General features: G+C 42.2%; 16 protein-coding genes and 3 tRNA genes. 12 read left to right on the top strand and 7 right to left on the bottom strand.

The window, feature by feature from the left end; genetic code table 11:
* Positions 1-91 precede the first annotated feature (91 nt).
* Entirely contained in the window at positions 92-1,276 is a 1,185-nt protein-coding gene (locus BN3769_RS02440; RefSeq protein ID WP_068467186.1) for an acetate/propionate family kinase, read from the bottom strand.
* A 338-nt stretch (positions 1,277-1,614) separates the two neighbouring features.
* Between BN3769_RS02440 and BN3769_RS02445 the strand changes: the two genes are divergently transcribed.
* Positions 1,615-4,056: a RasGEF domain-containing protein gene (locus BN3769_RS02445; RefSeq protein WP_068467188.1), complete on the top strand. Its 2,442-nt coding sequence runs from the start codon at positions 1,615-1,617 to the stop codon at positions 4,054-4,056.
* Positions 4,057-4,312: 256 nt separating this feature from the next.
* Here BN3769_RS02445 and BN3769_RS02450 read toward each other — a convergent pair whose 3' ends face one another.
* The gene (locus tag BN3769_RS02450; protein ID WP_068467190.1) at positions 4,313-5,641 is read right to left on the bottom strand and encodes a sigma-54-dependent transcriptional regulator; all 1,329 of its coding nucleotides are present in this window, start codon (positions 5,639-5,641) and stop codon (positions 4,313-4,315) included.
* Between the two features lie 6 nt (positions 5,642-5,647).
* The gene (locus tag BN3769_RS02455) at positions 5,648-6,928 is read right to left on the bottom strand and encodes a two-component system sensor histidine kinase NtrB (RefSeq protein WP_068467192.1); all 1,281 of its coding nucleotides are present in this window, start codon (positions 6,926-6,928) and stop codon (positions 5,648-5,650) included.
* Positions 6,929-7,107: 179 nt separating this feature from the next.
* Between BN3769_RS02455 and rpsD the strand changes: the two genes are divergently transcribed.
* The 4 genes from rpsD (at position 7,108) to BN3769_RS02475 (ending at position 10,928) form a co-directional block, all read left to right on the top strand.
* A complete protein-coding gene (gene rpsD / locus BN3769_RS02460; RefSeq protein ID WP_068467194.1) occupies positions 7,108-7,728 on the top strand; it encodes a 30S ribosomal protein S4 in 621 nt (206 codons plus the stop codon).
* Between the two features lie 144 nt (positions 7,729-7,872).
* Positions 7,873-8,094 (top strand): membrane protein insertion efficiency factor YidD, encoded by a 222-nt coding sequence (gene yidD / locus BN3769_RS02465; RefSeq protein WP_228840595.1) that lies wholly within the window; start codon positions 7,873-7,875, stop codon positions 8,092-8,094.
* Positions 8,095-8,312: 218 nt separating this feature from the next.
* Positions 8,313-9,467 (top strand): glycosyltransferase, encoded by a 1,155-nt coding sequence (locus BN3769_RS02470; RefSeq protein WP_079989370.1) that lies wholly within the window; start codon positions 8,313-8,315, stop codon positions 9,465-9,467.
* 597 nt (positions 9,468-10,064) lie between these two features.
* Positions 10,065-10,928 carry a class I SAM-dependent methyltransferase gene (locus tag BN3769_RS02475; RefSeq protein ID WP_195155530.1) on the top strand — a complete coding sequence of 288 codons (864 nt, stop codon included), beginning with the start codon at positions 10,065-10,067 and terminating at the stop codon, positions 10,926-10,928.
* Positions 10,929-10,975: 47 nt separating this feature from the next.
* On the opposite strand, the gene BN3769_RS14895 is transcribed toward BN3769_RS02475, so the two are convergent.
* The 4 genes from BN3769_RS14895 to BN3769_RS02495 all read right to left on the bottom strand — a co-directional run bounded on the left by BN3769_RS14895 (position 10,976) and on the right by BN3769_RS02495 (position 19,097).
* Positions 10,976-12,376: a LysM peptidoglycan-binding domain-containing protein gene (locus BN3769_RS14895; protein WP_068467201.1), complete on the bottom strand. Its 1,401-nt coding sequence runs from the start codon at positions 12,374-12,376 to the stop codon at positions 10,976-10,978.
* A gap of 243 nt (positions 12,377-12,619) precedes the next feature.
* The gene (locus tag BN3769_RS02485; protein WP_068467203.1) at positions 12,620-14,398 is read right to left on the bottom strand and encodes a phosphoenolpyruvate carboxykinase (GTP); all 1,779 of its coding nucleotides are present in this window, start codon (positions 14,396-14,398) and stop codon (positions 12,620-12,622) included.
* Between the two features lie 42 nt (positions 14,399-14,440).
* A complete protein-coding gene (locus BN3769_RS02490) occupies positions 14,441-15,532 on the bottom strand; it encodes a rod shape-determining protein (protein ID WP_068467205.1) in 1,092 nt (363 codons plus the stop codon).
* Positions 15,533-15,602: 70 nt separating this feature from the next.
* Positions 15,603-19,097 (bottom strand): DEAD/DEAH box helicase, encoded by a 3,495-nt coding sequence (locus BN3769_RS02495; protein WP_068467207.1) that lies wholly within the window; start codon positions 19,095-19,097, stop codon positions 15,603-15,605.
* Between the two features lie 656 nt (positions 19,098-19,753).
* Here BN3769_RS02495 and BN3769_RS02505 point away from each other — a divergent pair.
* The 7 genes from BN3769_RS02505 (at position 19,754) to clpX (ending at position 25,124) form a co-directional block, all read left to right on the top strand.
* Positions 19,754-19,826: transfer RNA gene (locus BN3769_RS02505), tRNA-Gly, on the top strand.
* Between the two features lie 18 nt (positions 19,827-19,844).
* Positions 19,845-19,916: transfer RNA gene (locus tag BN3769_RS02510), tRNA-Gly, on the top strand.
* A gap of 87 nt (positions 19,917-20,003) precedes the next feature.
* Positions 20,004-20,075, top strand: a tRNA-Gly gene (locus tag BN3769_RS02515).
* 31 nt (positions 20,076-20,106) lie between these two features.
* Entirely contained in the window at positions 20,107-21,423 is a 1,317-nt protein-coding gene (gene tig, locus BN3769_RS02520) for a trigger factor (protein ID WP_068467212.1), read from the top strand.
* A gap of 594 nt (positions 21,424-22,017) precedes the next feature.
* Positions 22,018-22,809 carry a hypothetical protein gene (locus BN3769_RS02525; protein ID WP_068467214.1) on the top strand — a complete coding sequence of 264 codons (792 nt, stop codon included), beginning with the start codon at positions 22,018-22,020 and terminating at the stop codon, positions 22,807-22,809.
* A gap of 302 nt (positions 22,810-23,111) precedes the next feature.
* Positions 23,112-23,705 (top strand): ATP-dependent Clp protease proteolytic subunit, encoded by a 594-nt coding sequence (locus BN3769_RS02530; protein WP_068467216.1) that lies wholly within the window; start codon positions 23,112-23,114, stop codon positions 23,703-23,705.
* A 177-nt stretch (positions 23,706-23,882) separates the two neighbouring features.
* Positions 23,883-25,124 (top strand): ATP-dependent Clp protease ATP-binding subunit ClpX, encoded by a 1,242-nt coding sequence (gene clpX, locus BN3769_RS02535; RefSeq protein WP_068467218.1) that lies wholly within the window; start codon positions 23,883-23,885, stop codon positions 25,122-25,124.
* The last annotated feature ends 16 nt before the right edge of the window (positions 25,125-25,140 follow it).

Here is a 25,140-nt window from a genome sequence, read left to right on the forward strand (position 1 = left end):
TATGCGAAGAGAGCCCCCTCGCCTTGTTCGTCAAGGCAAATCACAAAAAAGGCTTGGGGGGTCTATTTTTAAATTGACCAAACCATCGACACTACAAAAGCCGGCAAGCTTGCGCAATCTTCCACTCTTCTTGGGTATGAATAACGAGAGTGCGAATAGAGGCCCCTTCTGCTGAAATATCTTGATCCGGCTGGCAATTGAGATTTTTCTGCTCATCGATTTGAATGCCAAAACAGCTAAGCCCTCGGCAAGCCCCTGAGCGGATATAAGCTGCATTCTCCCCAACCCCCCCCGTAAAGCTCAATACATCAATTCCTCCTAAAGAAGCCATATAAGCTCCAATGAACGCTTTTAAACGGTAAATATACATCTGTAAGGCTAGCTGAGCCCGTTCGCTATTTTTAGCTAAAATTTCACGCATATCAGAAGAGCCAGTGATGCCTTTTAATCCCGACTCAAAATTTAAAATATGATCCAATTCTTGCGGCGACATGCCCTGCTCGCGCATGGCGTATAAAAGAATGCCCGGATCAATCGAACCGCAACGCGATCCCATCATCAGCCCTTCTAAAGGCGTAAGTCCCATCGTCGTATCTTGGCTTTTTCCTTTAGAAATAGCGCATAAAGACGCTCCATTGCCCAAATGGCAATTAATGATTTTCAAAGAAGAAGCCTCTCTTCCAAGAAAGCTTGCAATGCGCTCTGCACAATATTGATGGCTAATTCCATGAAATCCATACCTTTGCACACCCTTTTCTTTCCAAGAATAAGGAAGCGGATAAGTCTTTACAACATCAGGCATAGAAGTATGAAAAGCCGTATCAAAAACGGCAATTTGAACCGCTTCGGGAAAGAATTTTTCCATCAATTCAATCCCCTCTAAATTAGCCGGATTATGAAGTGGGGCTAAAGGAATAAGCTGGCGAATGTGCGCTTTGACCTCTGCATTGACGCGAACAGGCTGTTGAAAAAGAGCTCCACCATGAACAACGCGATGTCCAATTCTTTCAATTTCCGAAAGCCCTTCTATGACTTGAGTAGGCCCGCTCCACAAACTTTTTATTAAACATCGAAGGCCTTCTTGTAAATCCTTGGCTTCTAATGACCGCGTAATCTTTTCTTCCTTTTGTCTTTGAATAGAAAAAAAACGGGATTTTTGTCCCCTCCCCCAATCTAAGCTTCCTTTCCATAAGGGATCGGCAAGTTCTTCGCCCTTTAAGTCAAACAAAGATAACTTATGTGAGCTAGAGCCTACATTGACGACTAAAATTTTCATGTGTTTGTCTCAATCGAATATTTAAAAACTTTATTCGGTTTACTACATCGGCTTTTTATTGTTTAGCATTTTAGCTCTCCGCTGAAATGATTAGACTCTACCCTAATTTTTGCTTTCCAATGGCTAGTTCGTCCACCCCTCAAATCTGGGTCATTAGCGGTTTTAATACACCCTCTTACGTTAGGCCTTTTCTTTTAATTGCAAGATTTAAATCTCAAACAGTTAATTACAACCACCAAAATAATTATTAAAACATTTAATACCATTGTTTTTTTAACAAAATAAAAATTATAATTAATATTAACAATGTTTGTCTTTTTATTATTAGGAGGAGAATAATGCATAATATCCATCCTCACTCTCCTTCCCCTTCTTTGCTTACTCAGGAAGAAGCCAAAGCTCTAGCCGAGGCGAAAATTAGCGTTAAAGCTGAAGAAGGTCAAAAAATTGGAATTATTACGACAGCAAGCGGACGTTCCTTTTCTGTTAAGTTAGTTAGCCGTGATGGTTCTTTTTTGAATCAGACCACTTTAGAGCAAATGGCTGGAAAGGTGGCTTATATGCTTTTGCAAAACGGCTTATTAACCGATCAATTTCAGGGGGCCCGTATCAATCAAGAAGGAATTGCCTTAAAGAAGCATCAAGAAGGAAATAAGGCTCCTGAAGGAAACAAAACGCCAGAAAAGTCTTCCTCTAAGGAAGATATTCTTTATGATAATCCGATCAAGCATACGGAAGCTTCTTTAAAAGCTTATCAAGCTTTGACCACATTTGCTAGAGAACGCCTTACAAAATCCGAAGAATCAAATAGAGATACGAAGCCTTCGGATTTAGGCTCCCAAGCTCCCCTTCCGCTTAAAACCCCACAGTCTGACTTGCAAAATCCAAAGGCGCCTTTGTCTGGAACAGAAAAAGCTCCCTCTCCCCTTGCTTCTGAAGAGACGGAAAAAGCTTCTCAAAGGCCACAAACCATTGAAACGCCTCCTACCGAATTGCCCAAAGAGAAAAAGGAAGCCTTGCTTTCTAAAGAGGACAAGGACATCTATCGCAATAAGATTGATCAATTAATGGAAAAATCCCTTGAACTTGCAACAGGAAACAAGCAGACCTCTCACAAACTGACCCTGCGGGATGGCGAGCTTCAAATCGCAGAAAGACGACTCGGTGTAAAGGGCCGTCAAGGAACGAGCAAACAGGCCCGGCAGACAGCAAAAGAAACGATAGCTTTGTTAAAGATAGGCCTAGAAAACAACTTATTTAATCAGAATGACGTCAAAAAATTAGAAAATTTAAAAGAAAATTTAGCTAAGCAGCTTGAAGCGACTCTTAATAAGCAGCCTGAATTACAAGAGGAATTTGATCAGGTTTTCGCTAATATAGATCAGCAAAAGGCCAATTTTCCCAAAGTTGAGACTTTTGCCGATAAAATAAAAGCGCTTCAACTACAAGCCGTGAAGGAAAGCAAGGAGGATCCCAAAGCCGGCTTAAAAGCCATTTTTAATTTTTTATTACAGCCCGAACAAAAAGAATTCCGCCAGCTCTTTGCTGCTGCAGGCCGTTCCATGTCCTTCATTAAGGAAGATAAAGACAATGTCGCCCTCCTAATTGATATCATGAAAGCGAAACTGGACGAGCATGTAAAAAAAAGAGAGGCGCACGAGCCGGGCAATCCCTATGACCTAAAGCCGGATGTCATTGCCGAAAAAGAGGTGATTTTTACCTTGGCACGGGAACTTGTTGAACGTGGGATGATTAATCCAGAGGATGTAAAAGATCTCGTTAAAATAGGAAAAGAAGATAAAAAATTTACCATCAAAGACTTAGCTTCAAATTTAGATCACGCTAAGCCAGCCGCTAATCCCCAAGCAGCAAACATTGTTGCCAATTTAAAAGTGCAAGATTCCCAAGTCTCTATAAGGGAAGAGTTGCATAAGATAGCCAAAGGCAACGGAACCAAAGGATTTATGGAAAATTTCGCTAGCGATCTAAGCCGGCTATCGGCCATTGGCATAAAAAACATTCACTCTTCAGAGCTAAACAACCAGGCTTGGTCTAAAAAAGACAAAAGAGAGGAAACAAGTCCTAATGTCGTTTTCTCCACTCGGTTAACGAATCAAATTTCTGATATGCTTTCAACAAGCCTTGTTCTGAATGGTAGCTTGTCTCCTAAAGATCGCACGCGCCTTTATGAATTTTATGTTAAAACGGCCTATTATTTAGCCAACGAACATGTCCCTCGTGATTATAATACAGTCCAGAGCATTCTGGCAGCGATTGAAAATTCTTCCGTTTATAATTTGAGAAAACAAGACGAGGAAGTAGACGGAATCAAGCTATCCAAAAAAACAACAGAGCAATTAGAGGAGTTGAGATTTATATTTAATTCCTCCGGTTCATATAAAAATCAAAGAATAAGGTATCGCCAGGCCCAAGAAAGCGGAACCCCCTATATTCCTTATTTAGGTACGATGCTGACGGATATGACATTTATCTTGGACGGTAATAAAGAAAAATTTGCAGAAAATACTCTACCCCAACAGGCTCAGGGACACGATATTTTAAATTTAGGAGCCCTTAAGCTTGCGGGGGGTGTCCATAGGGACTTAGAGCTAGCCCAGCAAATGATTGAAATTTCCAAACCTCCCCATAATATGAGCTCTCAACCTTCCTATGAGCCTCTCCACTACGATTTGCAGGGTCAATTATTGCAAATAGATTTCCCTAATGCGGATGAAATATTGGGAGAGCGAAGAAAAGAACTTAGAAAGAAAAAAGCCTGAGGGCATCTCAGCATTCGTAATTTCTCACTAGAAAGCTGTATGCCTGCCTCTCTTTATTGAAGGCCGATTGAGTCTAAAAATTGATTTCTTGCAAGCCGCGTTCTTAAAAGCCGCGCTAAAACCCATCATATAGGAGGCTATTTTCCCTAAAGGCCAACGTAGCAGGCAATATTGAGTGAATATAGCCCGCCCTATTACATCGGTTCTTAGGGAAAAGCCCTCGAAGCTAGGTCATTAGCAATTTTAGAACAACCTCTTAGGTCAAATTATATTCTTGCAGTTTGCTGCGTAGCTCCTTGAGGCTGATTCCCAATGTTTCAGCCGCTTTTGTGCGGTTCTGATGCATCTGCAAAGTCTCGACAATGAGCTGTTTTTCCAGCTCTTGAATCGTTTTGCCTGCTATCATATTGACTCCCGCCTCTTCTAGATAGAGGTGATCGCCTTGAATCACTTTTCCCGGATCCATCACGATCGAACGCTCGATGACATTGGCAAGCTCGCGCACATTACCCGGCCATCGATACTGGAGCAGCTTATTTTGCGCTTCCGTGCTGAGTCTTTTTCTTTCCAAGTGGTTTTCCCGGCACATCCGTTCCATGAAGTGTTCAGCTAAGGGGATAATGTCTTCCCGCCGCTCTCGCAAAGGGGGCAGATAGATGGGAACGACATTTAAGCGATAATAAAGATCTTCGCGCAAGACTTTACTGGCGATCGCCTCCTTCATGTCGCGGTTGGAGGTGGAAATCAAGCGGACATCTACTTTAATCGGTTTGGAACCGCCTACGCGCTCAAACTCTTGCTCTTGGGTGACGCGTAGCAGCTTGGCTTGCAGCACGAGAGGGATTTCCGTAATTTCATCTAGAAGAAGAGATCCTCCATTAGCAAGCTCGAAGCGTCCTAGCCGCTTTGTCGAAGCGCCTGTAAAAGCCCCTTTTTCGTGACCAAAGAATTCCGATTCGACCAAGGTTTCGGGAACGGCAGCGCAATTGACTTTGATAAAGGGTTGATTGGCCCTCGGTGAGCTATAGTGAATGACATGGGCAATGACTTCCTTTCCCGTTCCCGTTTCTCCATTAATAAACACATTAGCGTTGCTTTTGGCAATTCGTTCGATATCTTTTAGGACTTGCTTCATTGCTGGACTTTCGGCAATGACTTCCCGCGCATAGCGATTTCCCGCAACTTGTTCGCGCAAGTAGTCGTTTTCTTCGACTAAGGCAACATGCTGATTAGCCTTTTCAATATTAGCTAGGAGGCTTTCAAGGGAAAAAGGCTTAATCAAATAATGAAAAGCTCCCGCTTTCATTGCTTCAACGGCATTCTCGATTGTACCAAAGGCAGTAATAACAATGACGAGCGTGCGAGGAGATAGCTCCTTGACTTTGCGTAAGACATCCATGCCGGACAGACCCGGCATTTTCATATCTGTAATGACCATGTCAAAAGCTTGATCTTGTAAAAGCTTGACAGCCTTTTCTCCATTTTCAGCAGCAACAGCCTCAATATTTTTCCGCTTAAGGGCTTCGACCAGGAAATTTCTCATTAACAGCTCATCATCAACCACGAGGATTTTTTCAATAGACATAGTGCCTCACTCTACTGCTTTTAAGGGAAGTTTAATCATAAAGGTTGTGCCTTTGCCAATTTCTGATTGGACTTCAATCCATCCCTGATGGGCTTGAATGACTTTATGGACTTCGGCCAGTCCTAGTCCGGTCCCTCCTTCTTTAGTTGTAAAAAAAGGAGAAAAAATTTTAGGAAGGTCATCTTTTGGAATGCCAATTCCTGTGTCTTGGATCAAAATTAAGCCATAATCCTTCTCTTGATCGACCGTGACAGATAGCTTTCCCCCTTCCGGCATAGCTTGAATGGCATTAACAAATAGGTTTAAAAGCGCCGATTTAAAGAGGTCCGGATCGATAGGAAGAACTAAATGGGGAACTTTTTTGTTAAACTCAAAGAATAAACGCTCATTCCACGCTTGATCGGCCTGTAAAAGCGGACGCATTTCTTCAAGATATCCAATGATATCTATCAACTCGAAATGGGGATGAAAAGGACGGGTATAATTAAGAATGTTTGAAACAAAATGATTGAGGCTGTCTGTGCCTTCCATAATATAAGTGGCCATCTGCTGTAAATCCGGACGATCTCTTAAATCTTGGTGCAGCAAAGTCGCAAACCCTTTTATTCCTCCTAGCGGATTGCGGATTTCATGAGCCAAATGTGCGGCCATTTCTCCCAATTCCTTTAAACGATCATGGCGATTGGCAATTTGCTGAAGACGGCGCACCTCTGTAATGTTGCGGATCAAGACAAGCAATCCTTGTATAGGAGACTCGGTCGGTTGACGGTAGTCTAAAGGATAAGACTGGCTTCCCAGCGCCACAAAAGTCGCTTCGACTTCCAATTCTTTTTTTTCCCCCTCCTTAGTTGTCCAAGAGACAAAAGAGACCTTGGGGCAGAAATTAGAATGAAGGGCTTCTTTTAATGAAAATCCCAAAAAGGGATCGCTGAAAAAATCGCAAAAGGGATGGAAGAGCAGCTCTTTTCGCGGAATCCCCAGCAACGATTCTGCTGCCGCATTATAAGTCGTCACCACGCCATTGGCATCTATAAATAAAATTCCCTGTGAAATATGTTGTAAGATCGCTTCCAAGTAATGCGTGACAAAGTCCAGCTCGGCCAATTTTCCCGCCAAACGCATATGCGATTCTTGCAGACTGCGCTGGATGCCCTTAAATTGTTCCTGCAAGCTGCCATAAGCAAGCTCTAAGCGTTCGGTTTCTAATGAAAATTGCTTAAAGGCCTGCGTCAGCACAATCCCTTGTTCGCTGCCTTCTTCTGGTCTGAGAGTTTGAGAATTAGTCATAGCTTTTAAAGAGAGTTCATACTATTTTTATTTTACTTGAAAGTTGAGAATAAAATAAACATTCGAAAAAAATCAGGAAAAAATTCAATATTCATTGCAAAAAAATCGATTCTTTTGTCATAATTCGCACTTGCGATCAATTAAATCATCGATCGCACTCGAAATCGTTAGGAGATAAAATGGCTCGTTATACAGGTAATAAAAATCGCATTGCCCGCCGATATGGTGTAAATATATTTGGGCGTGCGCGAAATCCTCTACTGCATAAGCCAAATCCACCAGGTGTGCATGGTGCTCGTCGACGTAAGAAGTCTGACTATGGCCTTCAGCTAGAAGAAAAACAAAAGCTTAAAGCAATCTATGGAATGCTAAGCGAAAAGCAGCTAGTTGCTTATTATAAAAAAGCACTTCGCTTAGAAGGCAATACAGCTAATCACTTTGTTGAAATGCTCGAATGCCGTTTAGATAACATCGTTTATCGTTTAAAGTTTGCTAGCACAATCTTTGCTGCTCAGCAGCTCGTTTCTCATGGACATATCCTCGTCGATGGCCAAAAAGTCGATCGCCGTTCTTTCCAAGTGAAGCCTGGTATGGTGATTTCTATTAAAGAGAAATCTCGCAAGATTAAAATTATTGGCGAATCGATGGACAGTCCTTCTCGCTCCGTTCCTGAATATTTATCTTTCGATAAAGATCATTTTTCTGGACAACTTTTAGCGAGACCAATGTTCGAGCAGATGCCTTGGCCGATTGAAATTAGTCTTCCTGTTGTTTGCGATTTCTTGGCTCATACGACCTAAGAAATGATTTAAACAACCCATCATCTCCTTTGTTTTAAGGCGATTGCTTTCGAGCAATCGTCTTTTATTTCTTCTTGATTGAGGCTATTTGATTTAATCATTAATTAAATGGACGCAATCTAACTCTCTAAGCTGCATTCACACGTGAAGACGATTCCTAAAAAAATTTTCATTTTTCTAATTAAAATTTACCAGCTTACAATTAGCCCCTTACTAGGACTCACTTGCCGTTTCTATCCATCCTGTTCCCATTACATGATCGAAGCCTTGCAAAAACATGGAATTTTTAAAGGAGCTTGGTTAGGTTTAAAGCGGATTGCCCGTTGCCATCCATGGAATCCTGGCGGACACGATCCCGTGCCTTGACAATTCGGATTTTGATAAGCGCATATCGTCGAATTTCTAATCGCCTAGATTCGAATTCTTTTCCCTAAGAGGAAAATAATCTCAAATATAGGTTATTATGGATTTTAACATCTCCTCTTAGCACGTCAAGAGCCAAAAATAAATAAAGATTTTCGACATAGGCTTGCGAAGCTTTTTTGGCGATAAGAAACGCGAATTGTTTGAGATGAGCTTTAACAATGAACAAAGAGAAAAATCCCTTGATTTACGCTTCCGCTCCACTCATTAGTGTGGTTATTCCCGCTTATAATCAAGCTCCCTTTTTACCTGCCGCACTCGATAGCGTCCTCGCTCAAACCTACACTTTGCTGGATGTCATTGTGATTGATGACGGCTCAACAGATGAAACCGCAGCTATTTGCCAACAATTCTCTAGAAAGGATCCCCGTATTCGCTGGTTAGCGCAGCCCAACCAAGGCCCCTCAGCTGCTCGCAACCGAGGCATAGCCCTTGCCAAAGGAGAATATATCTGCTTATTGGATGGAGACGATGTGATGGATTCCCGGCGGATCGCTTATCAATATGCAGTTTTTAAAGACAATCCGCAAGTAGATATCGTCTTCACAGCCTTGCGCATCATCGATATCGACGGACACTTTTTAGGAGAAATGCATAGCTTGGATTATCCACCCGAAAATTTTCTAGCTCACATGTTTTTTCGAAATGCTATTCCAGGGCCTAGCACCATTATGGCCAAACGGGCCTGCTTGATCACCCATCCTTACCATGAACAATTCAAACATGCTGAGGATTATGAATTGATGATGCGCTTGGCCCACCTCTACCGCTTTAAATATTTAGATATTCCTTTAACCAGCTATCGTCGGCATAAAGAGAATTTATCCAACGATTTAGCGGCTCATCGCCAAGCAGAATTGAAGGTCTTGCGGCAATACTCCCCTTCACATATTGATGCGGTCATTGAACGTGCAAATCTAAGTCCGCCAGAGAAAAAGTTGCTCAAAGGGAAAATTTTTTTTAATCGCGAGAATTTCAAAGAATCCTTAGAAATCTTTCAAAGCTTAGATATTCCCCTTGCCCATTTCTACGCTGGCAATTGCTACATTAAACTCAATCAATTCGACCAAGCTTTACGTGAGTATGTCTTTTCTCTCCAACAAGATCCTTCTAATGCCGCTTGTCAAAATAATTTAGGGGTAGTCTACGCTTACCAAAGCGATAACGAGCTGGCTAAAGCCTCTTTTGAAAAAGCTCTGAACTTAAAACCCGGCTATCTGGATGCTCAGCATAACCTTTCCCATTCATCCAGCCCACCTTCTTTACGCTTTACTTGGCGAGAGCTGCGCCAAGATCTTCTCCCTTATCAACCTTGATAACACAAATACAGACCAAGCCTCTCGCCGCATTCCCCATAGATTCATTTCTTAGGGATTGTAGATTCGACGACTGTTTATCATAACCGGTGTTTGAATTTTTTTTCCCTTTGGACTGACATAAAAGCTCTTGCCATTTTTTCATTTCCAAGGCTTTGACGCAGTCAAAAAAGCAAAAAAACTCAGGTTAATAGGTCATTCCTCTATTAAAATGACTAGTTATTTTTTTAAATTATTTTACAATTCCCATTTGATATAGGTTTTACTCAAACAATTTTAATTTAAAATGAAAATTTACAATAATAAATAAAACCAGCACATTTAAATATAAAAAATTAATTGGAAATTTAATCTATTAATTTTATGATAAAATTTAAATAAATAATGTGGAAAAGCCGGAACTTACTTTTTTTAATTCTTGCGTGCTTTTTGCCAGATATCTATCTAAATTTTAATTAATTCCTTTATTATAAGGCGGAAATGGAAAAAAAAGGATGAGCAAAGGACAAAAAATGACAGCTAATCCTTTAATCGCTATTATTCAAGCATTATTTATCTCGCCATTTCGTCTGACAAACCAAAGTCGTGTATATGTATATGTTTATTTTCGTATTTGCTTGCTCTTTATGTTGTATGCTAGAAGCGACAAACAATAAAGATGAACCTCTTTCCAATCAGGTGTGGTCCCAATTTGGCCCTCTTCGGCATGCTTATGTGGCAGGACGCAAAGAAAAGCCGCAAGAAGTATTTAATATTTTAAGATCATACGTCAGTTTGGATGCCCGAATTTTGGACTTAGGGGCAGGAACTGGAATTTCAACCAGGCAATTATTCAAGAATGGATTTAAGCATGTCATTGGCGTAGATCGCGACTTTTTAATGTTAGAAGAAGCGCGAGCGGCCAATACGAAGCCTTTTTCCATCAAATATCTTCAAGGAGATGTGGGCCAGGGGCTTCCCTTTCCCGATGCAGAATTTGATGTCGTTACCGCTTTTTCCGCTTTTCATTGGTTTGCCAACCCCTCCTCCATTCATGAAGTCAAGCGTCTTTTAAAACCCGGCGGCTATTATTTTATCGTTGGAGCAAATAGATATTCAAAAGAACAAAAGCCCGACAATCCACTAAGTTCTGGAATCAAAAAAATTATCGAAGAGGCTATTGGGCAAAAATTACCTAAAAAGAACGTCGATTCTTTACAAGATTTAGAAAGTCAGGGATTTAAAATTATCCTTAATGCCCGCATTCCCTATATCCACCAATATACGAAAGAAGAATATCTCGAATCCATTCAATCTCATAGCTATTGGAATTTTATCCGCAATGTCCCTCCTCAGGTACAGCAAAAAGTGCTGAGAAAGATCGAACGATTTGTCAATAGCTTTGTAGATGAAAACGGCCATATTCAGCAAGAGGGAATAGTTGTCGTTATTCTAGCCCAAAGCCCGGAATCATCCGATTAATTTAAAAAAATGAATAGCCATCGGTAGTTTTAGGACGGCTTCTTAGCTTAAGGAATTTTTAGAACCATTCCAGGTTTAATGGCGTCAGATTGAAGCTGATTGCCCTCCTTTAAAGCGTTCACGTCCACTTTAAACTTTTGGGAAATTTTCCAAAGAGAATCGCCTTTTTGAACTGTATAAGTACGAGTAGAGGAGATCGGCTGAGGAGGAGGGGCGGCTTTTTTAGCCGTGCGGGGCTTATTTGCCAACGGATCGTTTGAAAGGGCATCTTTAGCGGCAAGAGTTTTAGGTAAACTTATGGGGGCCTTCTCATTTATAGGTAAGGGACGCATAGGTGAAAGAGTTAGGGCAGGTGGCGGAGCAGTTAAAGGTAAAGAGGGAGAAGGAGATAATTTGACTTCGGACAACTTTTCGGGAGAAAAGCGTGCCAAAGCCATCTGGTAGTTCCATTCCTTGGGGGTTTGTTCGCCAGCAAATTCATATAGGCGCAAAGACGCTTGGCGCCAAACGCCTGTACTGCGCGGACTTATCAGCATTTCTTTAGCAAAGCGCTCGCTCTCAGGCGTTTTATCTAACAGCTGTAAAATGGCAGTGGCTTGGTTATCATCCAATTTCTTTACAGCAAAGTCCCAGTCAGACTTAATCATCCATTCGGCTGCCGATTTGGCCCCCTCTTTAATATAATCTAACAAAAATTTTTGTCTTCTGGCATCTGAAAGGTCGTGAAGCTGACGCTGTTGATCGGCAAATTGTTTTAACAGATCCCACTTGCCTTCTATTAAAATCGTTAGAATCTTTTGCTTGCTAATCGGTTGCTCGCTACGGCTGAATAAAAGCTCAACAGTCCAAAATTCAGGGGTAAGCATGAACGTTTCAACCAAATCGGGATCTAAATGCGCCTCCTTGCTTTGCCGCTGTAACATTAAAAATAATCCTTGGGCTGTCAGTGGCCAGCGTTCCGTTCTTGCAAAATGAATGAGTGCATCAAACTGTTTATCGCTTAAGCTCGGATAGACGGGCAGGTTGATCAGCTCGCCTGTGGCCGCATGCTTCCAGACTAGAAGCCTTTTTTGCTGAGGCTGATTATCTGGCGGAAGAGCGCGTTGAATATCAAAGTAGTGAAAGGCGATCAAGCACGATAACGCTAAATCCCGTTCGGCATATCCATTTTCGACGAGTTGATTGCGTGTGAGGCGATTGACTAGAGAATAGAAAGGCAGCTTATAAAGCTGGGCAACAACTTCGGTGCACCCGCGATGGTCTGCTAAAGGCAACTGTTGCTGGCTATCGCTTGCGGGCCTAAGTTCGCAGTAAGGAGTCGGGGGCCTCTCGCGCATCATCCAATACGAAAGAAGTCCTAAAACACCCATATTGAGCGCACCGCTAATGAGAAGCGCTTGCGTCAGCCGTCGAATTTTTTTTAATAACAATGAAGGGTCGTTTGTCATAATTTGAGCATCTAGTCTCAATCAATTGAGATAAATCCATTTTTGAGTTTTGCCCTTTGGACTATATCAAAGCATCGGATATGGCAAATGACAGGCAGGCACGCATGGCAACTAGGGGCCGGCTTATCATTTTTTATCTGCGAGAGCTTTACGTCGGTTCAAAGGGCAGAAAAATCAAAACTCAGGTTAAAAGCAATCTAGCCGAAAGATAAAAATAGCGAAGTTCAATTCGACTGATTGCCTTTATTTTTTTAATCGTTCTTTTAAGTCATTCAGTTCCTGGCGCACGCCATCTGGCAATCTATCACCGAATAATGCATAATAATGTTCTAATTCTTCGCTTTCCTTCATCCACGCTTGATTATCTACGATTAGCAACTGCTGCATGTCTTGCGGCTTGATGTTAAGGCTTGTGGTATCAATTGCGCCTTCTGCAGGAAGAATGCCTATTGGAGTATGGACGGCATGCTCTTTTCCCGATGTGCGCTCAAAAATCCATTTAAGAACTCGGCTGTTTTCTCCGAATCCAGGCCATAGGTACTGGCCATCTGCCCCTTTTCGAAACCAATTGACGTAATAAATTCTTGGCAATTTGGACGCATCGCTTTTTTCTCCTATGGACAACCAATGGGCAAAATAATCGCCCATGTTATAACCACAAAAAGGAAGCATGGCGAAAGGGTCATGGCGCAATTTTCCTACCTCGCCTGTTGCAGCAGCGGTTGTTTCCGATGAGATCATGGATCCCAAAAATGTTCCGTGCTGCCAACTAAAGGCCTCGTTTACAAGCGGAACGACGCTTGAACGTCTGCCGCCGAATAGAATAGCCGAAATGGGAACTCCTTTCGGATCTTCCCAAGAGGGATCAATGGCGGGGCATTGAGAAGCCGGTACTGTGAAGCGCGAATTGGGCTGCGCGGCCTTTTCACCGGACTGGGGATTCCATGAGTGGCCTAACCAGTTAATGGCGTGTGCAGGCGGGTTTTTTGTCATCCCTTCCCACCACACATCTTGATCGTCTGTTAAGGCGACATTGGTAAAGATGGCATTGCGCGTAAGCGTCAACATAGCATTAGGGTTGGAATCCATCGAAGTCCCGGGAGCCACGCCAAAAAAACCGGCCTCTGGATTGATTGCATAGAGACGGCCATCTGGGCCGAACTTCATCCAGGCTATATCATCTCCAACTGTCTCGACCTTCCAGCCAGGCAATGTCGGCCTGAGCATAGCTAAATTGGTTTTTCCGCAAGCGCTGGGAAAAGCGGCGGCTAAATATTTTTTCTCGCCGGCAGGATTGGTAATCCCCAAAATCAGCATATGCTCGGCCAACCATCCTTCATCTCTTGCCAAAACGGAGGCTATTCGCAAGGCAAAGCATTTTTTTCCTAGCAGGGCATTTCCCCCATATCCGCTTCCAAAAGACCAAATTTCGCGCGTCTCAGGAAAATGCACGATGTATTTTTCTTTATTACATGGCCAAGAGACATCGGCTTGGTCGGGCAAAAGAGGCATGCCGACCGAATGCAGGCAGGGCACAAAGTCTTGAGACTGAAGAAGATCCCATACCACTTTTCCCATGCGCGTCATGATGCGCATATTGCAGACCACATAAGGAGAATCCGTCAACTGAACGCCCAAACGTGAGATGGGAGATCCCACGGGCCCCATGCTAAAGGGAATGACATAGAGCGTGCGCCCTCGCATACAGCCTGTAAATAATTTATTTAAAAGAGCTTTCATTTCCTGCGGATCGCGCCAGTTATTAGTCGGACCTGCCTCTTGGGGAGTCTTCGAGCAAATAAATGTGCAATCTTCAACACGGGCCACGTCTTGAGGGTCCGACCGGGACAAATAGCTATTAGGCCTTTTATCTGGGTTTAGAGCAATAAAGGTCCCTTGCTCCACCATTTGCCGGCATAAATGCTGATATTCTAATTCCGATCCATCGCAATAGTGAATATTTTTAGGCTGGCAAAGAGCGGCAATTTCTTGAATCCACGCTTCTAACTGCGTATATTTCATACAACCTCTTTGTTTATGTGCTCTGAATCGGACCTTTTAAACTTATAGGGCTTTACGCTTTTTAAATTTATCTAAATATTCCAGCGCTTTTCCAGTTCCCAAGCAGACAGCTAGCAAGGGGTTGGGGGCAACAATGACTGGAAGCCCGGTCTCTTTGATAAGCGCTTTATCTAATCCCTTAATCAAAGCTCCCCCGCCTGCCAACACCATTCCTCTTTCCACAAGGTCGGCAGCCAATTCAGGCGGACATTTTTCCAAGGTCAATTTAACGCTTTCGATGACTTGTTGAATGGGCTCTGCCAAACATTCGCGAATCTCAACGGAATTGATGCGCTTTGTCACCGGCAATCCGGCCACTTGGTCCCTTCCGCGCACTTCCATTTCCAGCTCATTTCCCCCTAATGGGTAAGCTGAACCGATAGTGATTTTGATTTCTTCTGCAGTACGGGGGCCGATCATCAAGTTATACGTGCGGCGCATGTAATTGATGATGCATTCGTCAAATTCATCTCCGGCAATGCGCAAGGAGCGTGATTCGACAATACCTCCCAAAGACAAGATGGCAATCTCTGTCGTTCCACCACCGATATCAATGATCATACTGGCGCAAGCTTCATGAACGGGAAGATCTACTCCAATGGCTGCTGCCATGGGTTCTTCAATCAAAAAAACTTCTTGAGCTCCTGCATGCAAGGCCGAATCTTCCACGGCTCTTTTCTCCACTCCTGTAATACCCGAAGGGACTGCAATGAGAATTTTTGGTCTGAACAGACTGCGAGCAGGCGTTACCCGTCGAATTAAAGCCTTTAACATCCCTTCTGCTATTTCAAAATCGGCAATAACGCCGTCCTTCATTGGACGGACAGCATGGATCTTGCGCGGCGTCTTGCCCAGCATAGCCTTGGCTTTATGCCCGACAGCCAGAACTTCATTGGTCATTGAATCCACGGCAACAACTGAAGGTTCGGCTAAGACAATTCCTTTTCCCCTGACAAAGACCAGCGTATTGGCTGTCCCCAAGTCAATTCCAATATCGTTTGAGAAAACTCCTCTAAATTTATTGAGCTGTCCAAAGGCAGAGCGATAAAGCTGGTTGACCACGCCTTTAAAGCTCGTCTGATTTTTTTTACTCATTCCTTCCTCTCATCAAACGGAAATTTAATTCCGCCCGTTTCTCTGCCTCTTCTTTCAGAAACAAATGTTATTATGTTTGAAGCAATTCCAATACTTCTTCCCAAGTTAATTTGGCGATCATATCTTCATCGCGGCTGACCACTTCTTTGACCAAGCTTTTTTTGCGCTTGTGCAGCTCTAAAATTTTTTCTTCGATCGTATTCAGCGTAATCAATTTATAAGATGAAACTGAATTCTTCTGACCCAGACGATGAACGCGGTCCGTCGCCTGGTTTTCTACAGCCGGATTCCACCACATATCGTAATGAATGACTGTATCTGCTCCAACAAGGTTAAGTCCTGATCCTCCAGCTTTTAAGGACACCAAAAAAATGGGGATATTTTGATCTTCGTTGAATTTTTTGACAATGCTAAGACGATTTTTACTAGAACCATCTAGATATTCAAAGCGGATTCCCTGCTTTTGCAAATCTTCGCGCATAATGTTGAGCATACGCGTATATTGGCTGAAGATGACCGTTTTATGCCGCCCTTCCATTAAAGTCTGCAAAAGCTCCAATAGCATCTCGTATTTGGCCGAATCTCCATTCTCCGGACGGTCTTTTGCAAAAATCGCCGGATGGCAACAAATTTGCTTTAAACGCGTTAGAGTGGCCAAAACGTGAATTTGAACACGGTCAAATCCTTCTTTTTTAACAAGCTGGGATAACTCTTCGCGCGCCGAAGCGGCATAAGAGCGGTAGAGTTCTTGCTGAACGTCGGATAAATGGCAATGGTAAACAATTTCCGACACCGGCGGCAAATCGTCTAATACATCTTTTTTCATACGCCTTAGGATAAAAGGCGCGACCTTACGGCGCAAATTATCTAAATTCTTACCCGATTGCAGAGAGGGCGAATGGCGGATGTATTTTTCAACAAAGCGATCATATGTACTCAGCAATCCAGGCATGAGAAAGTCGAATAAGCTCCACAATTCTTCCAATGAATTTTCAATGGGCGTACCTGTCAAAATCAAGCGGTGGGCCGCCTGGATCATTTTGACAGATTGGGCATTGCGCGTTCCCCTGTTCTTAATGTGTTGCGCCTCATCCAGGATGGCATAACCAAAGGGAATAGTTTTATAAAATTCGATATCTTTTTGTAAAAGCGTATAGGACGTGATAATGACGTCATAATCTTCTATATCGCTGAGCAATTTTTTGCGCTGATTCGGATTGCCATCGACAGGCAACACTTTAAGATTAGGATTGAATTTGGCAAATTCCTCTTTCCAGTTATACACCAAAGACGTCGGGCATACAACGATGGATCGCTGCTCAGGATAGTCCAGCTTGTATTGCGTCAGCGTTGTAATTGCCTGAAGGGTTTTTCCCAATCCCATATCATCGGCCAAAATTCCGTTTAAATGCATATTGCGCAGGCGATCCAGCCAACGTATTCCATCTAATTGGTAGTTTCGCAAAGACGCTTGGATAACGGGTGGGATCTCGCAGCTGATACAGGGAATTTGTCCAAGCATCTGCTGCTGAATTTCTTTCAATTTAGCGGTCATAGAAAATTCAATCGGAAGGCCTTGGAATTGCTCTACATCCAAACTAGCCAAGCTCCAAAGCGGACGCTGCTCTACATGGTCATCTAAGCGGTTAATGCCCATTTCATCAAATATTTGTACGACGGGAGCGAGCTTTTCCAAGTCGAGAACAAGAATTTTGTGCAGCCCTTTTTTCTCTTCAGCCTTTGCCTTGCGCCGTCCCGATTTTTTCGTAGACAGCTCAATAAACGCCCGCTTTGAGGATAAGCAGTCCCATAGCAAATCTACCGTTACGCCATTGAGATAGCCTTCGACTTTAATCTCCACTTCGTACATGTCAATTCGATTGGTTTCTCGCAAGCGAAGAATAAAAGTGGAGTCATCATAAATAAATTGATCCAAGAGGTTTTCGGGGCAATTAAATTTGACGCGATGTTGATTGGCGGGAATCACCTCCGTCATGAATTCAACAATTTTTTTCTCATTTTTGGCACTATAAAGACCTTGAGCCGGATCATAAACAAAATCTTGAAAAAGCTGGTCGATAATCTTTTGTTCTTCCGTTAAGTTGCGGGCCAAAATTCCATCAGGCGTAACAAAGGTGGAAATGTGGTCAACAGTTAGCTGCGAGGCAGCAGCCGGAACTTTGACATTGCCATAAACAAAGCATAAAGACGCTTCCAACTCTCCATTTAAGTAATGAATATCGCATTCCGCTCCCACTCTTTCTACAAATGGCAAAGTCACAAAACGTTCGATAATTTCCTTATTGGAAACGTCTGCAAAGCGCTTTAATTCCGACAAAGCATTTTCCACAAAGGTTCCAAATAAAGGCTCTGGAATGGTCATATTGCGAATTGCAGGCAAATTGCGCAGATGCTTGCGTTTGATATTGGGCTGAAAGCGATGATAGATATTTTGATAGAGCATCCCAGGCTTAGCGCACTCAAATAATAAAGCCTCTTCGCTTGTGATAACTGCCTCATTGAGAAGAACAATCTTCGGCTTAAGCAAAATTTTAGGAGCAGGCACTTCCAAATAATCCAACTCAAAACGCAAAGCTGCGGGAGTCATAGCCAATTTTAAGGGCTCTTCTATAGTTCCACAATATAGACAAGGCATCGGATAGAGTTCCGATTCTTGCTCGCTCAAAGGCGCTGAACTGGAAAAACGCTCTTCCGCCAAAGTATAAGAAACCGCGAGCAGCGTTCCAAATGCCTCAATATCAATAAAGGCCGTTCTTTGCTGCTTGTCGCTTTTATTGTCTGGAAGGCGGGCAAAATCAATAACCATTTTGAGTATTTGGGAGCTGGCTTCATCAAAGGAGCTAAGCGAGAAGAAATAGCGTTTGCTTCCGATATAAAGCGCTTCGTTGTAGCGGACGGCATCTAAAAAAGTTTTAATTTGAGAAATATTCAAGGATTTCGATCGAAAAGGCAGCCGCAACGCCAATTGAATCTCAATTTGATCCAAATTTTTTTGTTGGGGAGCCGTAAAGATGACGGCCAGTTCAGCTTTGTCCTGTACAATCTCTTCTTCGGGATGAAAAAAAGAGGATTGCCCTAATAGCTGAGAAGCATAGATATATTCTTCCAATAATTCTTTTTGAAATTTCTTATCTTGCCTTGCATGCTCTTTGGTTTCGGCTTCTTTAAATGTTTCGCGCAAATGCTCTTTTTCTTGGTCGTCCACATGGGTGGCTTTATCTAAATCCGTTTCCTTGGAATAAGCGACCAAAATTTGATTATAGTGAGATTCTAAATGAAAAAGGACGGCCGCCAGATGTTGGCAATCGTATTTATAAGGACAATCGCAATCCGAATCAATGATAACCGATTCATGACGATCAATTTCAAGCTCTGATTCATAGCAATTATCAAAGCTTCCCATGACGCGACAGCTAAAACGAATTAAATCGGGCTTTAAGTTAATGATCTTAGTAGAAACTACCATCCCTTTATCGTAAAGGGCTTTTCCATCCTTTAAGATGGTCGGAGAAAAGTCATGCTTAAGCTTGCGAAAGTTTAACATTGTTCTATCTCGATCTATTGTGCGTTAATGTTAAAACCAAAGGCTATACACAAGGGAACTGGCAACTTAAGAATGGGCAACGCCCAAGAATCTGTTAAAAACCTTCTAATGGCTCAAATGCAAGCGATTATAAATGATTTAACAAGCTCTAAAGACTTCCTAGTCAAATTAAATCCTAAATTGATCAGTGTTAGATCATTTACAATCATTTAGCTCGAAGCCTTGGCGAAGCCAACAACCAACTTTTCAATTCCATCGCGTATAAATTTGGTTGAAGACCGTTATTAGCGAATCTGCATTAAATATGCGAACAAAATTTACTTTTCTTAGCTTTGCCCTAACATTTTTACCTGTTTTGATAGAATAATACAATAAAAACGCAATCAATAAGCTATTCCGATTTTCGATAAGCCATTCCCCTTTCGAAGTTTTAAGAGGGTGTATACAATCCCTAGCAATCGATATTTGAGAGGATTTTTCTTCTTAGGAAAAAGACGCGAATCTAAACCATTAGCAATTTTAATCCCCCTCTTAAAGGGTTTCTTAAAGGCTGCAGCGCTATTTTAAGGCAAATTTCAAGCCAACAAAAATTTTATGCTTGCTGAAAAAATTCTATAGTCCTTATAGTTATGCGTTCCACAAGACAAAAAAGTCTTGCGGGTGTAGCTCAGTTGGTAGAGCATCACCTTCCCAAGGTGAATGTCGTGAGTTCGAGCCTCATCACCCGCTAAAAATGGATATAATCTTGCGGGTGTAGCTCAGTGGTAGAGCATCACGTTGCCAACGTGAGGGTCGTGAGTTCGAACCTCATCACCCGCTATAAATTCTAACTGTTAATGTAAGGTAATTCAACTTCCATTAATATTGAAGCGAAGCATCCTTACCTTCGCTCACATCTAAAGCTTTGCGGGTGTAGCTCAGTGGTAGAGCATCACGTTGCCAACGTGAGGGTCGTGAGTTCGAACCTCATCACCCGCTAATTTTAAGATACCCATTATAAGAGGTTTTTGTGTCAACTCAAGAGACAGAAGTCGGTGTCCAGACCGTTAGCAATGATAATCTTAGCGTACAAGTAACCAAAAAGCCGCGTTGTCAAATAAAATTTGACATTACAGTCGCGCCGGCTGCTGTTGAAGCGGCCTATCATAAAGCTCTTAAGGCAATCAATAAGGAAGTCAATATTCCCGGCTTCCGCAAAGGAAAAGCGCCCGATCAGATTGTCTTAGAAAGATACGGCGCCTCGGTTCAAAAAGAATGCGTAGATATTGTTTTACAAACAGCTTTTAATGAAGCCATTCAGCTGACGCATCTTCATCCTTTAAAAGATGGGAACATTAAGCGACCAGTCGTCCATGAATGCAGCCGAGAAAAGGGCGCTCATGTTGTCATTGAATTTGAAGCCCGTCCTGTCATTCCTACTGTACAACCAGAAGACTTAAAGCTGAAAAAAGTGCAGCCTAACCCCATTACGGAAGAAGATCGCCAAAACGCCCTTCAGCAGGTTCTTTTGCAATTTACCACATATGAACCGATCGAAGACCGGGGTGTCCAAGAAAACGATTTTGTCGACTTAGACGTCACTGTTTTGGAAAATCCTCCCCGCCAAATCATTGATAATCAGCGTACGCAAGTCAATCAAGCGGGCCTCCCCTCTTGGATGCGCGAAAAAGTGATTGGACTAAAAGCCGGAGAGAGCGCGGAAGGACAGACAGAGCAAAACCCCGATCATCCAAATCCTGATTTCCAATCTGTGCCATTCCGAGTGACAGTCAAAGCAGTCTGGCAAGGTCAGTCTCCTGCTGTCGATGATGAATTGGCAAAAAAAGTGGGCTTGCAAACAATTGATGAACTTCATCAAAAAATTGAAGAGCGTTTAAAGAACGAAGTTCAAGACGAGGCTTACAAGCAGGAAGTGCAAGAATTAGAACAGCAACTCGTTGAGAAGTATCCGTTCGACTTGCCTCAATCTTATATTGATGCAAATAAGCAATCCCGCCTGGATGACTATCTTAAACAATTAGAATCGCGCAATCAAGAAGATTATGCCCAGCAAAATTACGAGCAGATCGAGAAGATGATCGAGCAAAGCACGTTTCATCACTTGCAGCTGTTCTTCCTGCTCCGCAAAGTTGCGGCAGACAATCACGTTGAAGTGACCAACGATGAAGTATCGGAAGAACTTTCTCGACAAATCGCCTTGCTTCCAAGCGGACGCAGCCAAATCGATATTTACAGCGACAAGCAGCAACTGCGCGAACAGCTTTACAACTTGGCCCTTGACCGCAAAATTAAACAATTTTTGCTGGATAAGGCAACTTGGAGTTAAGAAGTCCTACTTTACGAAGGTAGTTCTAAATAAACGATGACCACATCTCCTATTTAGAACTACCCACCTAAGAAGCAACTTTCCCTTCCTGTCTAATCTTTGAAATCTTCTGAAAAAATAAGATTATCTAAATAAAAAATAACAATGTCCTCCTCGCCGATAAATTTATAGTGCTCACCTTATAGACAAATAATTATGATAACCCGTCCATGGGTTTGCCTCCGCCTAAGCGGATGGTAAAATTATTCCTTTTTTTCTTCTATACGCTCTATAGCCAAGGCTTCCCCTTCTTTATCCTTAAGATCCGTTGTATACGACTTGATTATTTTTACTCCCTTTAGAGGGGATTAAAATTCAATTCAACACGAGTTGAATTTCATCCTATTTGAAGTTGATTAAATCAATTCAAAGTAAATATTTTATACCCATATTAAAAACAATTTTATTCAATCTTAACAAAAGACTTTATATAATAATTACATACAAACACATAACTAAAAATAATATTTAGCGCTTATTTTTAATAAGATTATTATTTTCAACATCAAATTAATAGCAACAAAATATTTCACTTTAATTTTAAAGGATTTTTATATGAGTTTTTCTACAAAATTAAGAGCAGAATATGCAGAACTTGCAAACCAATACTTGGATAATATCCCGGTTGAAAAATCGGAAGACTTTGAGTTGATTAAAGAGGCTTTACAAACAATAACGGATTCTTCTGTCGTTCATCCTGTGCCGAAAGCTTTAGAAAGCAGAGTGAAGGCGATAAAAGACCTTATTGAAGCGCCTGAATTATTCGTCCAAGATAGGAAGGATTATGATGAATTTAAAGGCATTATCCTACAACGAGTGGTTGCGAAAATTCAGGAAATCAATAATTTAAGTATTGCTGAAAAAGAAAGATATATTGCAGTTCAAAAAGAGCTTAAAGAGAAAACAACCCAAGAACAATCGATTATGGCAAATCGCCAACCACCCTCTGTAGGTAGCCCAGGACACGTTATTTCGGAAAGCGAATGGCATATGCAGCAGCAGGTATTGTTTCAACAAGAAGCTAATGTTAACCCAAATGCCTTACAAGGGGGAGTCGGGCAACCCGAAGCGTTAAACCGTCGAATTCAAGAGTCCATGCAGATAGTGGGGGAAATGAATAATGCCGGGAATGTCGATTATGAGACCTTACAGCAGCGGCTCCAAGCGGCTTTGCAGGACTCTCTGCAAATAGTGGAGGGAATGAATGCTCCGGAAATAAAAATTGAACTTCAAGAGACTCTGCAGATAGTACAAGACATGCTTATTCCAAATTCGATCGATCTATTTAGTGTTCAAATGAAATTGAATGCATTGAGTCAAATAATGCGGCTTAATTACAACCTGTAAAGCGGCCTTTTTCTTTAAAATTTTGGAGAATAAACGCGTTCAATCTAAGATAGCGGGCAATATTCATTCCCTATATCGCCCGCTATCTCCTATCGCTTTCTAGGGAAAAGATCTCTAATCTAGGCCATTAGCAGTTTTCATACACTCTCTTGAGGAGAAAAGACTTTCGCCTATATCAACCATTATGAGTTTTAGTACAGGTTCTTAGCTTGATAAATTCATAAGAATCCTTTATTCTAAAGCAAAGCCAACGATTTTATTAATAGAGGATTGCTATGTCACAACCTTATCCGAGACCAGAAATGTCGCTCACGCCTTATGTTATCGAAGACACAGGACGCGGCGAACGTTCGATGGATATTTATTCGCGCTTGTTAAAAGACCGCATTATTTTTATCGGAACTGAAATTACAGACCAGGTCGCCAACGTTGTTGTGGCGCAGCTCCTTTTCTTAAAGATGGAAGATCCTAAAAAGGATGTTCACATCTATATCAACACGGTCGGAGGCTACATCACATCGGGCCTGGCGATTTTTGACACCATGCAATACTTGGGCTGCAATATCAATACATATTGCATTGGCCAAGCTTCATCGATGGGAGCCCTTCTTTTGACTGCCGGCACAAGGGGAAAGCGCTTTGCCCTTCCCAATAGCCGCATTATGATTCACCAACCTTACGGCGGCATAGGCGGAACATCGGCTGATGTAGCTCTGCAAGCCAAGGAAATTTTAGAACTTAAAAAACGGCTCAACCAAATTATGGCTGATTGTACAGGCCAGCCTATAGAAAAAATCGCAGAGGATTCTGAAAGAGATTTTTATATGAGCCCCTATGAAGCCAAAGAATATGGTCTGATTGATGAAGTTGTAGTCCCCAAGAAAAAGACAACCTGATACAATAGAGAATAGGCAACGCAAATTTTGCCCAGTTGCGATTTGATCGCAAAAGCCGTTGTTAGCTTAAGCAGCTAGAATATGGCTTATCACGTGGCTCATTTATGCTCTCTTTTCAAAAAGAGTAGGCGTAGAAGAGCACTTTTATTTTAACCTTTTTGGGATAAGTAATGAAGCATGAGTAAAAAGTCTTTAACAACCAAAGATCTTGCTAGTTGCTCTTTCTGCGGACGCACAGAAGAGGCTGTTGAAAAATTAATTTCCGGCCCGAATGTCTATATCTGCGATAAATGCGTACGTCTTTGCACAGGTATTCTGGATAAAAAAACGCCGACCAATTATGAATTTAAAATTCTTAAGCCTAAAGAAATTAAGCAAAGATTAGATGAATATATTATTGGCCAAGAGAATGCCAAGAAGACCATTTCTGTCGCCGTTTACAACCATTATAAGCGCATCCGCTCAAAAAGCAAGGATCCATCGGTGGATTTTAGCAAGTCCAATGTTTTGTTATTCGGCCCAACAGGTTCCGGTAAAACATTAATTGCTAAAACATTGGCCTCGATTTTAGATGTTCCCTTTACAATTGCAGATGCCACAACGCTGACAGAAGCGGGTTATGTCGGAGAAGACGTTGAAAACATTATTTTGCGCTTGCTGCAAGCCGCTGACTATGATGTGGCCAAAGCCGAGCAAGGCATTATTTACATCGACGAAATCGATAAGATTAACCGCACGACCGCCAACGTGTCTATTACACGTGACGTATCCGGAGAAGGCGTTCAGCAGGCTTTGCTTAAAATTGTCGAAGGCACGATAGCCAACGTTCCTCCTAAAGGCGGACGAAAGCATCCCAATCAAGAATATATCAAGGTCAATACGGAAAATATTCTTTTTATTGTGGGCGGAGCCTTTGTCAATTTGGACAAAATTATTGCTAAACGCTTGGGGAAAAACACAATTGGATTTGACAGCAGCAACCGAGAGGTGATCGATCCTACGCAAAAAAGCTTGCTGCTCTCCAAGGTCGAGCCTGAAGACCTCATCCAATTCGGCATGATCCCCGAGTTTGTCGGGCGCTTTAATAGCATTGCCAATTGCAATGAATTGACTCTTCCCGATTTAATCAGCATTTTGACAGAACCCAAAAATGCCATTATTAAGCAATTCATTTCGATGTTTGAAATGGAAGGCGTGAAGCTGCAATTTACGGAAGAGGCCTTGGCCGCTATTGCTCAGCAAGCCATCGAAGCAGGTACAGGAGCCCGTGCGCTGCGCTTGATTTTGGAAAATCTCATGCGTGAGCTGATGTTTGAAGTCCCCTCTGATGAAACAATCAGCGAGATTTTGATCGAGAAAGAAACGGTGCTCGAGAAAAAAGCGCCTGTGATCAAGCGTACCGATCAAAAAATTGCTTAGAGGATTTTTTCATTCT

It is taken from the genome of Candidatus Protochlamydia phocaeensis (assembly GCF_001545115.1).
In the GTDB taxonomy this organism is placed as follows: Bacteria; Chlamydiota; Chlamydiia; order Chlamydiales; family Parachlamydiaceae; genus Protochlamydia_A; species Protochlamydia_A phocaeensis.